Source organism: Nostoc sp. UHCC 0302 (assembly GCF_038096175.1).
GTDB lineage: Bacteria > Cyanobacteriota > Cyanobacteriia > Cyanobacteriales > Nostocaceae > UHCC-0302.
Window position 1 is genome coordinate 8,098,886 of record NZ_CP151099.1, and the last position, 13,509, is coordinate 8,112,394.

Here is a 13,509-nt window from a genome sequence, read left to right on the forward strand (position 1 = left end):
TTATTCCCAAATTGTTGATGAAAATTTCATGGGTGAAAAACAGATACATCTCTACAAAAGATGTATCGCAATTATTCATTGAATTGGTATTAGTTTGTAAAATAGTTAGGCTTTTTGAATAATAATTCTTGTTTTGCAGCTAATTTATTGAAAATGCTCAATCAAAACCAAATACCTTTATTAGATGCTTTAAAGCTCTGTGCTACACGCCCTCACACTGCTTTTTACACCCCAGGACATAAACGGGGTGAGGGAATTTCTCAAACCTTGGCTGATTTTTTTGGGAAGGCTGTGTTTGGTGCTGATTTAACCGAGTTAGCAAATTTAGATAATCTATTTGCGCCCCAAGGCGTTATTCAACAAGCGCAACAATTAGCGGCTGAGGCTTTTGGCGCTTCCAAAACATGGTTTCTTGTTAATGGTTCTACTTGTGGAGTCGAAGCAGCAATTCTCGCTACTTGTGGCACAGGTGATAAAATCATTCTGCCTCGGAATGTGCATTCCTCTGCGATCGCTGGGTTAATTCTCTCCGGTGCTATGCCAATTTTTGTAAATCCTGAATATGACCCAGTTTTAGATATTGCTCACAGTATCACACCCAACGCTGTGCAATCTGCTCTGCAACAGCATCCTGATGCGAAAGCTGTGTTGGTAGTTTACCCAACATATTACGGGGTTTGTGGTGATTTGAGTGCGATCGCCCACATTACTCATCAATACAATATCCCTTTACTTGTAGATGAAGCACACGGCGCACACTTTGCTTTTCATCCCGAATTACCTACGCCAGCTTTAGCCGCAGGTGCAGATTTAACTGTACAATCCATTCATAAGACACTTGGTGCAATGACACAAGCATCAATGCTGCACATCCAAGGTAATCGAATAGATAGCGATCGCATCAGTAAAGCTTTGCAACTTGTACAGTCTACCAGTCCTAGCTATTTACTTTTAGCTTCTCTAGATGCAGCGCGTCAGCAAATGTCAGTACATGGAAAACTACTGATGTCTCGGACTTTGCAACTTGCAGAGTCCGCCAGAATGAGAGTTAGCCAAATTCCTGGATTATCAACGCCTCTGTTTGTTTCCAAAGAAAAGTCACTTGGCTTTGTCGCTTTAGATAAAACGCGGTTAACTGTTACCGTTGCTGGTTTAGGTTTAACTGGATTTGAGGCAGAAGAAATTCTAGATGAAAAATTAGGTGTTACCGCTGAATTCGCATCAATGCAACATCTAACTTTTATTATTAGTTTAGGCAATAGCCATGCTGATATTGAGCAATTAGTGCAAGGTTTCACAACTCTTGCTCAAAAGTATCGCCGAACCAATTTGGCTATAAAGAGCAATTTGCTGAGTTCTCTAGGCATACACAATCATACTTTATATCTATCGCCCAGAGAAGCTTTTTTTGCTGGAAGCGAAATATTACCTGTAGAACAGACAAGCGATCGCATCTGCGCTGAAATCGTCTGTCCCTACCCTCCAGGAATTCCTGTCTTAATGCCAGGAGAAGTAATTACTCAAACAGCTTTAGAATATCTACGACAAATTCAGACAATGGGTGGATTTATCAGTGGTTGTACTGATGCTAGTTTTTGTACGTTAAAGGTAGTAAAAGAAAGATTATGACAAAACTCATGGCTCAGACGCAAAAATTATAAATTTTGCAATGAAAGTATAAAAAAGTAATGTATAGTTTTAATTCAGAAATAGAAAATATTTTTGCATATCAATAATAGTAACTAAGTTGTTGCAAATAATATGAAATTCAAGTTTTTTATCTCTGCCATAGTTATAGCATCACTCACGACTGTCAGTGGGGGAGCATTTGCTCAGAACCCACCTGATGCGACAGTACCAATTAACTCACCAGAAGCTGAAAAAAACAACAACATTAGACAGTTGTTGAATATCACTGGTGCAAGTAGTATTTCCCAACAAGTAACATATCAAGTTATAAATTCTTTGAAGGGACAATATCCTCAAGTTCCTCAAGAGTTTTGGGATAACCTTCAATCAGAAATTAAGCCAGATGAGATTTTTAATCAAATAATTCCTATTTATAGCAGATACTATACCAACGAAGAGATTAAAGAGTTGATTGCATTTTATCAAACGCCATTAGGTAAAAAAACAATTAATATTTTGCCGCAGCTAAGCCGCGAATCAGTAGAAGTTGGTATCAGATATGGACAAGAAGCTGGTCAAAGAGCTTTATCCAGATTGGAAAAAGAAGGATACATTCCCAATAGTAAATAAATTTAATATTGCACTATTTTTGAACTCTAAACAACTTGTTTTTTGAGTTGGAAATACTTTATGTATCAATACGGTTCAGTTAAGGGCTACTCGTACAAAAGTTTGGGTTTTCGAGACGCGATAAATCGCCGTCTCTATGAGTGTTTTGGTCTTACAGCAGATTTCAAGTTGGTGCAGTGCATAAACTAGCTCTCAAAGCTAGCTAGAAAGATTGTTTTACTTCTGAATTCTGCTGTATGTGAGATTTTTGAGTGATAAACGAGAACCCCGGTATCTCGCAGATACCGGGATTTTAAGATTTTCAATTCTTACAATTGGTATTACACCAAGGCGAAATCAGATTCTGATTCCACTTCAGGTTCATAACCATTGGCTAATTGTTCTATTGCTTGTTCAATTAGCTTCAAACCCTGATCAACCTTTTCAACCAAACTTAACTTTCCGCGTAAGTCAGCAGCGCCAACGAAACCTTTAGCATACCAAGTCATATGCTTACGAGCTTGACGTACACCGCGATCGCCTTTATATTCCCATAAAGCTTGTAAATGTTCTTTAGCACATTCCAGCCGCTGAATTGGGGTTGGTGGTGGTAATAGTTCTCCAGTTTTGAGAAAGTGATCGATTTCTCCCACCAAAAACGGATAACCCAAAGTTCCACGAGAACACATTACACCATCAGCACCAGTTTGCTCTAAGCATTTCACCGCCGCTTCCACAGAGAAAATATCCCCATTACCAATCACTGGAATAGATAGCACTTCTTTGACACGTGCAATCCATTCCCAGCGGGCATTGCCATTGTACCCTTGAGCGCGAGTGCGTCCATGCACAGTGATCATTTTTGCCCCTGCATCTTCCATTCTCTTGGCAAAATCAAGAATGATAATTTCCTGATCATTCCAACCAATACGAGTTTTAACTGTCACTGGTACATCAACAGCTTTGACAACTTCCCGCACAATTGCCTCTGCTACTTCCGGTTGCCGCAGCAACGAAGAACCACCACCATTTTTGGTAATTTTATTTACTGGACAACCCATATTGATATCAACAGTATCAGCACCTTCTGCAACTGCTTTTACTGCTGCTTCTGCCAAGAAATCTGGACGACAATCAAATAGCTGAATACTGATTGGTCGTTCATTAGGGTCTACTTCCATGATTTTGGGCAACTGCTTGACATAGTGCAACCCTGTAGCATTCACCATTTCTGTATACATCATCGAATCTGGTGCATAGCGACGCACAAGGCGACGAAACACCATATCTGTCACTCCAGATAAAGGCGATTGAAGAACCCGACTTTTTACCTCAAGTGAACCAATTTTTAGAGGTTGGGAAAGTCTAACTTTTAAATTAGGAGATAGTGTAAGCATAGAACAATTCAGAATTATTAAACTTAATAACGGTAAGGGTATTTATTAATTAAGACACTTTTTTATTAAATCTATCTTTAATGGAAGCGATCGCCAAAAATATTTTACGTGTAATCAGACTTGGCCCTGGTACTGAAACTATTCCTACTTGTTGCATCAACCCTAGTAAGTCACTTTGCCCCCAGTGTTCTACGAGTTTCCCATTTACAATGCTGTCAATATGAAAAAACGGAATTGTAATTCGCTTACCTGTTGGAGGAATACCGAAAAGTTCTGCTTGATGAGTTCCACTGAAAGTCCCGCGTGTTACAACTTTGTCGGCTTCGGCAATCACGTCTTCAAATGTGTGACAACCATCAGGGAAGGCAGAGCGAAAGACTCTAAGTACAGTCTGCATAAAAGCATCACGATTCAGCGGTTCTGGTACACCAGGGATGTGAGCCACAAAATTTGATGCAAGAAACTCCTGTGCTTGCTCTAAACTACCTTCGTCAAATGATTTGTAAATTTGGAGTGCGATGGACTTGTTTTGTTCAGCTGACATAGAGATAGAACGCTAACGATACGTGAACGTAAATTTTTTATATTGGTTGTTTCCAGCAAATTATTGGATGTCATGCGCCTTTTAGCTGTTTTGTTATTATCCTAATAACTGCCAACTAGTTGAACTTCCAAATCCAACACTTGCATGATTTGTTTAGTATCAAGTCGAAGCCAATAGACGCAATGTAGCTTTTAATTTCTCTTCCTACCGTCTTTCGTAAAATCAGATTCACTCTACTTCAAATCGCTTAACCCAAACATACTTTTAATCTCCTCTCGACTCATTGTTCTGATTTTTTGTCTTTTGAGCAACTTGTATAACTAATTCAAGTTCTAAATCCAATACCTGTGATATTTGTACTGCTGTTAAGCCCAATGCTAACAATCCAGGTACAGCTTCTAATTTTGCTTCCAATCGTCCTTCTTGCTTGCCTTCTTCTATACCTTCTTGCTTGCCTTCTTGATAAACTCGCGTCTGCTTCAAATCGCTTAACCCAAACATATTTTCAATCTCCTCTCGACTCATTGTCGGAAATTTATAAACTAATATTGTCTCTATTAATTCTAGTAACTTTTGTCGTTGTGGTTCAATATGAATTTCTTGCTGGGTTCTGTCTATTAACTCCCTAGCAGTAAGAATTGCTCTGTCGTCATCCTCGGTTATTAATTTTATCGTAGCAATCCCAACTGGAAGCAATGCAGTTTCACCTAATTCATCAAGATAAATACGACTCACACGCTGGCTATGAAAAAATTCACTGTAATTATTGATATCTGACACATCTAAACTGCGAGTGGGATAAATAACTACTCCTCGCCAGGAATTTTTGGGTTGATTTTGTCGTATATATAAAAATATTTCAGAAAATAGGCGCGAATAAATTTCTGGGTCGGCTTGAAACTGAACTTCAACAAAGTAAATCGGGTTTTGTTCTCCTTGTGTAGGTAGAAAAACTCCATCTATGCGGAATGCAGTTTGCTTAATTTCAATTGAGGAGAAATTATAGGCGTCTGCTGTTTGCGGTGAGTTGCCAATTAATTCAAAAAAGATACTGGGAAATTCTTGAAAAAGGCGATAGAAGATGCTGTCAGTTTTCACGCTCGATAATTTGCTGGGATTTGCGCTTTTGCAATTTTACTGCGTGGTGGATAGGGAGATGACAAGCGATCGCCCAAGGAACGCTGGCAGAGACAATCACACCTAAGCAGATGTTCCTCACCTTGCATTTTTGATTAGATTAGCAATAAATAGACTATCTCAAGGACAGTTATGACTTCTTTTGAACCGTCAGTTGAGGATTTAGTGCTAGTTGCTGGCGCTACTGGTGGAGTGGGACAACTCGTAGTAGGCAAGCTACTAGAGAAAGGTTTTAAAGTCCGTGTTCTGACACGGAATGCAGCAAAAGCCAAAGAAATGTTTAATAACAGAGTGGAAATTGCCGTCGGAGACATCCGCCAGCCGAATACACTCCCCGCAGCAACGCAGAATGTCACCTACATCATCTGTTCTACTGGAACTACAGCCTTTCCTTCTAGTAGATGGGACTTTGATGAACCTCCTAACTTGATTGAATGGGCGACGATTTTTCTTAATCCCAAATCTAGTAGTGCAAAGGCAAAGAATAGTCCAGCAGATATTGATGCTAAAGGTGTCAGCAATTTAGTAACAGCAGCACCTTTGAATCTAAAGCGGTTCGTTTTTGTCTCTTCCTGCGGCATTCTACGTAAGGATAAGTTTCCTTTTAGCATTCTCAATGGGTTCGGTGTGCTTGATGCGAAACAGAAGGGCGAGGAAGCAATCATCAGTTCCGGGCTACCCTACACCATTATTCGTCCAGGACGCCTCATTGATGGGCCTTACACTTCATATGACCTCAATACCCTTCTGAAGGCAAAAACAGGTGGACAATCTGGTGTGGTACTTGGCACAGGTGACACACTGTCAGGCGATGCCAGCCGGATTGATGTAGCAGCCGCTTGTGTAGAATCTATTGTTAACCCAACTACTTCAGGGAAAATTTTTGAGATAGTAAACCAGGGAACAAGACCGCCTGTGATTGAGTGGGAGAGACTTTTCTCGCAAATAGGGAGTGGGGATTAGGGAGTGAGGGAGTGGGGCAGGAGAGCAGCACTTCTCTACGAGAGGCTCGCCCTAAGCGCAGCTATGCCGCAGGCTTTACGGCTACGCTCAGTGATCGAGAGGCAGGGAGGACAAGGAGGACAAGGGGGAAATAATTAATAACTCCTGTACAGACGCGTAGACGCTCTGCTTCGGCTTCTCGTAAGAGTATAATCGCGTCTCTACTCCTGATTCCTGTCTCCTAACTCTCGCCTAATGCCTAATCCCCCATGCTCAATGCCCTATACCAGCAAATCTACAGAGGGCAAAATTACGGATATTGACGATTAATACACAATTACTGAGGCGATCGCTCTTTTTCTGTTGGTTATAGTTCATTAAAAGGCGGCAAACACGACTCAGACGTTACGGTTCACCCTAATTACTGAAAGTATTAATTCTCATACATTAGACAAAGTGAAAGTAAATTAATCCATGAACCAACTAGAAACACCATTTAGTTTAACCGTCCCAAGCAAGGTTCGGGAAACCACCCTTCATGGAGTGGCTATACAAGCTCAGTATATATATCAGCATAGTCTGGAGTTTTAACCCCCAGGAAAGCCCAACTAAAGGTATTCATGCTGAACTGGCAGATTTCTTAACTCAGTTGGTTCAAGATTTAGTTTTTTATACTCTCCTCTCATTCATTCATTCATTTGTAGTTATACGGAGCCAGCACCTAAAATGGCAAAAGCAGTTGGAATTGACTTAGGTACGACTAACTCCTGCGTCGCAGTGATGGAAGGTGGAAAACCCACGGTAATTGCAAACGCGGAAGGTTTTCGCACAACACCATCAGTGGTTGCATTTGCCAAAAATGGCGATCGCTTGGTTGGTCAAATCGCCAAACGCCAAGCGGTGATGAACCCCGAAAATACGTTTTATTCGGTCAAGCGCTTCATCGGTCGCCGCTATGATGAAGTCACCAAAGAGACTACCGAAGTTTCTTACAAAGTACTAAGCAGTGGCGGTAACGTTAAACTAGACTCCCCTGGCGCTGGCAAGCAATTTTCTCCAGAAGAAATTTCTGCACAAGTTCTTCGCAAGTTAGTCGAAGATGCTAGCAAATATCTTGGTGAAACTGTAACCAAAGCTGTAATCACTGTTCCCGCTTACTTTAACGATTCCCAGCGGCAAGCGACAAAAGACGCTGGTAAAATTGCTGGTATTGAAGTTCTGCGAATTATTAACGAACCTACCGCTGCTTCTCTAGCCTATGGCTTTGACAAGAAAAGCAACGAAACCATCCTAGTCTTTGACCTTGGTGGTGGTACTTTCGACGTATCCGTACTAGAAGTTGGTGATGGCGTATTTGAGGTACTATCCACATCAGGTGATACTCACCTTGGTGGTGACGACTTTGATAAAAAAATTGTTGACTTTTTAGCAGAACAATTCAAGAAAGACGAAGGCATTGAGCTACGCAAAGATAAACAAGCCTTACAACGTCTGACTGAAGCCGCAGAAAAAGCCAAAATTGAGCTTTCTAGCGTCACTCAAGCAGAAATCAACTTGCCATTTATCACCGCTACCCAGGATGGGCCGAAGCACCTGGATACGACGCTGACTCGTGCCAAATTTGAAGAACTTTGCTCTGATTTAATCGACCGTTGTCGTATTCCTGTTGAGAGTGCGCTACGCGACTCCAAATTAAACAAGGGCGATATTGATGAGGTTGTGTTGGTTGGTGGTTCTACCCGGATTCCCGCAGTCCAACAACTAGTCAAGCAGATATTAGGTAAAGACCCCAACCAAAGCGTTAACCCTGATGAAGTGGTAGCAGTTGGTGCAGCGATTCAGGCTGGTGTACTAGAAGGTGACGTTACAGGGATCTTGCTGTTAGACGTAACACCTCTATCTCTTGGTGTAGAAACATTGGGCGGCGTAATGACCAAAATTATCCCCCGCAACACCACAATTCCTACCAAGAAATCTGAAGTCTTCTCCACTGCTGTGGATGGTCAAACCAACGTAGAAATTCACGTCCTCCAAGGGGAACGCGAGTTTTCCACTGACAACAAGAGTTTGGGAACCTTCCGCCTTGATGGTATTCCCCCTGCACCACGTGGCGTTCCTCAAATTGAAGTCACTTTCGATATCGACGCCAATGGTATCCTCAACGTTACCGCTAAGGACAAAGGTACTGGTAAGGAGCAATCCATCAGTATTACTGGCGCTTCCACCTTGGATAAAAATGACGTTGACCGGATGGTCAGAGAAGCAGAACAAAATGCTTCTAGTGACAAAGAGCGTCGTGAGAAGATTGAACGCAAAAACCAAGCCGATTCCTTGGCATATCAAGCTGAGAAACAGCTACAAGAATTGGGCGATAAAGTTCCTGAAGCTGACAAAACCAAAGTCGAAGGTTTGGTGAAAGAACTGCGGGATGCAGTTGCTAAAGAAGATGATGAGCAGATTAAGAAGCTCACACCAGAATTACAACAAGCACTATTCGCCGTTGGTAGCAACCTCTATCAACAAGCTGGTGGCGGTGCTGCACCTGGTGCTGAACCTCAAGATAGCGGTTCTAGCTCGTCTGGTAGTGGTAGCAGTAGCGGTGATGATGTAATTGACGCCGATTTCACTGAAACCAAATAATTCCCATACTTCTCTAGGGAAAATTATCGTGTCCCTGCCTCATATTGCCCATCCAAGCATAAGCCTGGGTGGGGATTTTTTTTATATTGTAATTTGGTAATTGTAGAAACGTTGCATTGCAAAGTCTCTACTAAAATCTGTATATGCCTTATCCACAAACACCTTGGACGCTTCAAGGCTACGCTATTCAAACTCTGCATTTGATAAATATTGACCGAGTGCGTTCTCTTATCCCTTCTGAGTTAGAAATTATATCTGTATGGCCTGGTAAAACCTTCTGTGGCGTATATTTATCTCAATATGGGTCAGGCTCAGTACTAGAGTATAGCGAATTAATTGTAATTCCGGCTGTGGTTAGTTATCGAGGGAAAATTGGTGGTTGGGTTTCGCACATTTATGTAGATAATGCTGATTCGGTGGCTGGCGGTCGAGAAATTTGGGGGCTACCGAAGGAATTAGCTGCGTTTACCTGGGAGCAAGGAGAGCGTGTGACTGTTTATCAAGGTAACCAGAAGTTATGTAGTCTAAGGTACAATCGGCAAAGTTTGGCATGGAAACAGCGGTTAGGCGCATCTAGTTATAGTGCAAAGGGTACTGATTTGCTGATGTTTTCTGCTGAAGTTGAGTCGCTTATTGGTTTGATTGGTTCCCATTTAGAAATTCCTGCTGAAAGTCCTTTTTCGGGAATGGGTTTAAGTCAGCCTTTTTCTACTGTGCGTTGTGAACAGTTGCGATTACGGGTTGATGCGCCAAAAATCGTAGGTCAGAGGAAAGTTGAAGCGATTTATCGCTAGGATAATTCATAAGTTGCGGAATTAGCGATCGCACTTCATACTCACAAATATTAAAGGGGTTTAGAAGCACAGCAGTTTGCCATAGGCTTTACAAAATGAGAAAAATTGACAGGTCTCGTACCTTGACTCTAAGTTCCTAACATTTGTAAGTTGTGCAAAGTGGCGTAAAGCCCATTTTGTTCCAACAATTGTTCATGACTTCCCTGTTCAATTAATTCCCCACGCTTGAGAACAAAAATGCGATCTACATTACGAATTGTAGATAAGCGGTGAGCAATAATAATCGCAGTGCGTCTTACTAAAAGCTCGTTTAATGCCTCTTGAACTAAAGCTTCTGTGCCAACATCTAAACTAGCAGTGGCTTCATCTAATACCAAAATTTCTGGGTTACGAATCGCTGCACGAGCAAAGGCTAAAAGTTGCTTTTCCCCACTAGAAATATTTGTACCTCGTTCTCTAAGTTGTGTATTATATCCTTGTGGCAACTGTTCAATAAAGTTAGCAATGTTGGTTTTCTCTGCTGCTTCTTGGATTTCTTCTAAAGTGTAGCTATCTCCTAGAGTAATGTTGCTTTTAACATCACCAGCAAACAAAAAGCCTTCTTGTAAAATTATTGCCATATAACGCCGCAGTTCTGCCTGTGGTAACTCGCGGATATCCACGCCATCTACAAGAATCCGTCCTTGGGTAGGTTCGTAAAGGCGGCATAGAAGACGAATAATTGAGCTTTTACCCGCACCTGTGGGGCCAACTAATGCCACTTTTTCCCCAGGATGAATGGTGAAATCTAAATCTTTAATGACGTAATCATCATCTTTGTAAGCGAACCAAACGTGTTCAAAGCGGATTTCTCCTAGTTCAGGAGTGGAATCGACATTTGAGGATTCTAACTCTGCAACTAACTCGTCTATATAGCCGAATTTAGCATCAAATATTGAGAACCGTGGATTGACGCGATCGCGTATTTCGATTGGTTCATCTAAAATATCACTCACCCTTTCAATAGCGGTAAATCCAGCTTGAATTACCGTAAAATTTTCCGCCAAAGACCGTAAAGGGTCAAATAATCGTTGAGCATATAAAATAAATGCCGATAAAGTCCCAAAAGTCAGATTTCCTCCTAACAGCAACCAACCACCTAATGCCAAAACACCAGCAATGGCTATCAACCCAATCCATTCCAAAGTTGCTGAAACAGCTGAATCATAAAAAATAGTTTGATCCACTTGTTGGGTGTAGCGGCTATTTGTGGCGCGAAACAATTCAGCATTAAATTTTTCTCGGCGGAATAACTGCACTACGTTAATCCCAACCACATTTTCTTGGAGTTGTGAGTTGAGGATAGAAAGTTCTTCTCGCGCTTTATAATTGGCTTTGCGATACTCTTGTTGAAAGTAAATAATTACCCAGGTTACAGGTAACAACATCAGCAGCAGCAACGCAGCGAGTTGCCATTGGATAGAAAACATTAAACCTGTAATTACCAGCATGGTAAAGAAATCGGACAAAGTGCCAATCCCCCCAGTGGAAAAGACATCTCCCAATACTTCCACATCGCTGGTGAGTCTGGTAATTAATTTACCAACAGGTGTCCTGTCAAAAAAACGTACTGCTAAAGATGTTACATGATGGAATAAGTCTCGGCGAATTGCTGCGGTAATTTGTTGTCCTAGCTTTTGTACCAGATAACCTTGAACGCCTGTCAATAGTAATCGGATAGCAATAGTAACCAGCAATAATCCTTCCAGGATATGTATTCCTTGCCAAAAAGGGCGATTCCTGAAAAATTCGTAGGTGCTTGGTTCATTGCGAATCAGGGAAATCACCTGTCCGATTAACAGCGGTTGTAAGGCGTTAGCTAATGCGATCGGTATGAGTAAGCACATCGATAGCGCCAACAGTCTTCCACTACGCTTGGCATAAGGCACTAAACGCAAAAACAACCGCCAGTCATTTTCACGCCGCCGGTCTTGGGTGTAAGATTTTTTCAGGGATTGGTAGATGCTCATAGTAGGAGCATTATATTCCAATAGTATAAATAAGCTTTATTAAAGTAGCCTTTGCACTCACCTTCTGATACCATGCCTGAGATAGAAACCGCAAGACTGCTACTCAAACCTTATACCTTAGATTACTTAGATGAACTAATTCTAATTTTGAGTAATCCAGCAGTTATGAAGTATTCGCCCAGAGACCCGATTCCAAAAGATCAATTCGAAAAAGTCACACAAGAAATATTAGAATTTTTTATCGCACACTGGCAACAGCATGGTTTTGGCGTCTGGGCTGTAGTTGAGAAAGTAACCAGCAAGTTAATTGGTCATTGCGGGCTGAATTTTTTACCAAATAGTCCAGAAGTAGAAGTTCTCTATCGTTTGGATTAGGCTTATTAGAATCGAGGTATTACTAGCGAAGCAGCAAAGGCAAGTTTAAGGTATGGCTTTAAGGAAGTAAAGCTAGATTGTATTGTTGCGATCGCTGCACCAGAACATACTGCTTCGCGTCGTGTAATGGAAAAATTAGGGTTGAAATACAAGAAGAACGCCCAATTTCACAACTTGGATGTAGTTTACTATGCGCTGGCACGTTCCCAATGGCAAGCGGATGATTCACTTTATATTTTGCGAACTTAAATAAATTGAATATTAAAAGCTTGCTAGTTAATATCAATTCTATTTAGAGACTGCACTTAATTCGACCCCCTGTAGTCCCACGCCACTTGCTACAAGTCGGGAAACCCGCCCAACGCAGTGGCTCCCCTTGGTAAGTAAGCTAAAAACCCGCCGAGTCGAGCAATCCAATCGACAATTTGAGCCAGAGTCGGTGGTACTGTATGAGGATAAAGTTGGTGATGAATGGTTGCATACAGAACTTGCCACTCATGAGGTGCTAAAACCTGTTCACAACTAGCATCAGGCTGACAACGAGCTAAGTAAGTCAGCCACAGCAAACGCCAAGCAACGATGCTGTAGGTAGCCAAAGCCATCTCTATTCTGTGCGCCGTTTCCAGTTGTAACTTCTTGATGCCACAACCACTTTTTAAGACATAATGATAACGTTCAATTAACCAGCGATAACTGTACCATCGTACATACTGCAAAACATCTTCCAGACTGCTAATTTCTAAGGTGGTCAGCAGTAACCAACAAATCGGCTCAATCTCTGTGCTGGGTCTACTTCTGTGACCAAAATTGCCTGTAATGTCACCTCTGTCGGCAATCGTTACTACTTGTACCGATTCTGGGATGATTGACTCTGTTAATTTCAAGGCATCAAGCCATCTAATACTTTCTTTTTGTGCGGTTGATTTTTGTTTCCTGTGTTGCGTCTTTCCTAATTCTTCTTCCTTTCTTGACCACACTTGTTGCGCGATGATACCTAATGGTATTCATTGTGCGGAGGCTGTCAGGACTGAGTGGACTTTTAATCCTTGGGCATATTTACTGTCGAGATATCCTGTTCCCGATAGGGCTTTGTGACTGGTGTAGTTCAGTTCTGTGGTATCTTGTATTGCTAAAACTACTCCATGCTTGGTGATTCGCTCTACTGTCCCATTGATATGTCCAAGTCTTATCATCGATGGTTTGATGTATGGTGAATCCCAGAAGTCATAGGTGGCTTTTGTTTGAGCCCATGTCCCACTCGCTTGTGGAATACTCGCTTCTGGTTTGGCACTTAAATTTTCGACTATTTTGATCAACCGTTTGGTTCTTCTAGTGTCACCTAATTAGGTTCTTTCTAATTCTTGTGTGATCCATTGTTCCATTGCTGACTTTGCTATGCTTCCGGCTCTTGCTATAGACACTACATGACTTCT

General features: G+C 41.6%; 11 protein-coding genes and 2 pseudogenes. 6 read left to right on the forward strand and 7 right to left on the reverse strand.

Features of this window, described 5'->3' with window-relative positions; genetic code table 11:
• The first annotated feature begins 153 nt into the window (after nt 1-153).
• Nucleotides 154-1,629: an aminotransferase class I/II-fold pyridoxal phosphate-dependent enzyme gene (locus WKK05_RS35100; RefSeq protein WP_341527569.1), complete on the forward strand. Its 1,476-nt coding sequence runs from the start codon at nt 154-156 to the stop codon at nt 1,627-1,629.
• A 132-nt stretch (nt 1,630-1,761) separates the two neighbouring features.
• Complete coding sequence (locus WKK05_RS35105; protein ID WP_341527570.1) at nt 1,762-2,259, forward strand: DUF2059 domain-containing protein; 498 nt, start codon at nt 1,762-1,764, stop codon at nt 2,257-2,259.
• Nucleotides 2,260-2,579: 320 nt separating this feature from the next.
• Here WKK05_RS35105 and dusB read toward each other — a convergent pair whose 3' ends face one another.
• From dusB to WKK05_RS35125, 4 genes are all read right to left on the reverse strand, one after another.
• Nucleotides 2,580-3,635 carry a tRNA dihydrouridine synthase DusB gene (gene dusB / locus WKK05_RS35110; protein WP_341527571.1) on the reverse strand — a complete coding sequence of 352 codons (1,056 nt, stop codon included), beginning with the start codon at nt 3,633-3,635 and terminating at the stop codon, nt 2,580-2,582.
• Nucleotides 3,636-3,684: 49 nt separating this feature from the next.
• On the reverse strand, nt 3,685-4,179 hold the full coding sequence (locus tag WKK05_RS35115; RefSeq protein ID WP_341527572.1) for an ester cyclase: 495 nt from the start codon (nt 4,177-4,179) through the stop codon (nt 3,685-3,687).
• Between the two features lie 264 nt (nt 4,180-4,443).
• Entirely contained in the window at nt 4,444-5,277 is an 834-nt protein-coding gene (locus WKK05_RS35120) for an Rpn family recombination-promoting nuclease/putative transposase (RefSeq protein ID WP_341527573.1), read from the reverse strand.
• Nucleotides 5,267-5,398: a hypothetical protein gene (locus tag WKK05_RS35125; RefSeq protein ID WP_341527574.1), complete on the reverse strand. Its 132-nt coding sequence runs from the start codon at nt 5,396-5,398 to the stop codon at nt 5,267-5,269. Before WKK05_RS35125 ends, WKK05_RS35120 begins: the two co-directional genes overlap by 11 nt.
• Nucleotides 5,399-5,448: 50 nt before the next feature.
• On the opposite strand from WKK05_RS35125, the gene WKK05_RS35130 reads away from it, so the two are divergent.
• From WKK05_RS35130 to WKK05_RS35140, 3 genes are all read left to right on the forward strand, one after another.
• A complete protein-coding gene (locus WKK05_RS35130) occupies nt 5,449-6,279 on the forward strand; it encodes an SDR family oxidoreductase (RefSeq protein WP_341527575.1) in 831 nt (276 codons plus the stop codon).
• A 705-nt stretch (nt 6,280-6,984) separates the two neighbouring features.
• Nucleotides 6,985-8,898: a molecular chaperone DnaK gene (gene dnaK, locus WKK05_RS35135; protein WP_341527576.1), complete on the forward strand. Its 1,914-nt coding sequence runs from the start codon at nt 6,985-6,987 to the stop codon at nt 8,896-8,898.
• A 143-nt stretch (nt 8,899-9,041) separates the two neighbouring features.
• A complete protein-coding gene (locus WKK05_RS35140) occupies nt 9,042-9,692 on the forward strand; it encodes an acetoacetate decarboxylase family protein (RefSeq protein WP_341527577.1) in 651 nt (216 codons plus the stop codon).
• Nucleotides 9,693-9,820: 128 nt separating this feature from the next.
• Here WKK05_RS35140 and WKK05_RS35145 read toward each other — a convergent pair whose 3' ends face one another.
• Nucleotides 9,821-11,701 (reverse strand): ABC transporter ATP-binding protein, encoded by a 1,881-nt coding sequence (locus WKK05_RS35145; RefSeq protein WP_341527578.1) that lies wholly within the window; start codon nt 11,699-11,701, stop codon nt 9,821-9,823.
• A gap of 72 nt (nt 11,702-11,773) precedes the next feature.
• On the opposite strand from WKK05_RS35145, the pseudogene WKK05_RS35150 reads away from it, so the two are divergent.
• A pseudogene (locus tag WKK05_RS35150) lies at nt 11,774-12,325 on the forward strand (GNAT family N-acetyltransferase).
• Nucleotides 12,326-12,414: 89 nt separating this feature from the next.
• Here WKK05_RS35150 and WKK05_RS35155 read toward each other — a convergent pair.
• Complete coding sequence (locus WKK05_RS35155) at nt 12,415-13,053, reverse strand: IS4 family transposase (RefSeq protein ID WP_341527579.1); 639 nt, start codon at nt 13,051-13,053, stop codon at nt 12,415-12,417.
• A gap of 27 nt (nt 13,054-13,080) precedes the next feature.
• Nucleotides 13,081-13,407 (reverse strand): annotated as a pseudogene (locus tag WKK05_RS35160) (transposase DNA-binding-containing protein); the annotation flags it as partial.
• Nucleotides 13,408-13,509: the final 102 nt, after the last annotated feature.

What these genes read in the sequence shown, in the direction of transcription:
- dnaK (WP_341527576.1), top strand. Translation starts at nt 6,985, where the DNA reads ATGGCAAAAGCAGTTGGAATTGACTTAGGTACGACTAACTCCTGCGTC.
- WKK05_RS35140 (WP_341527577.1), top strand. Translation starts at nt 9,042, where the DNA reads ATGCCTTATCCACAAACACCTTGGACGCTTCAAGGCTACGCTATTCAA.
- WKK05_RS35100 (WP_341527569.1), top strand. Translation starts at nt 154, where the DNA reads ATGCTCAATCAAAACCAAATACCTTTATTAGATGCTTTAAAGCTCTGT.
- dusB (WP_341527571.1), bottom strand. Translation starts at nt 3,635, where the DNA reads ATGCTTACACTATCTCCTAATTTAAAAGTTAGACTTTCCCAACCTCTA.
- WKK05_RS35145 (WP_341527578.1), bottom strand. Translation starts at nt 11,701, where the DNA reads ATGAGCATCTACCAATCCCTGAAAAAATCTTACACCCAAGACCGGCGG.
- WKK05_RS35130 (WP_341527575.1), top strand. Translation starts at nt 5,449, where the DNA reads ATGACTTCTTTTGAACCGTCAGTTGAGGATTTAGTGCTAGTTGCTGGC.
- WKK05_RS35115 (WP_341527572.1), bottom strand. Translation starts at nt 4,179, where the DNA reads ATGTCAGCTGAACAAAACAAGTCCATCGCACTCCAAATTTACAAATCA.
- WKK05_RS35105 (WP_341527570.1), top strand. Translation starts at nt 1,762, where the DNA reads ATGAAATTCAAGTTTTTTATCTCTGCCATAGTTATAGCATCACTCACG.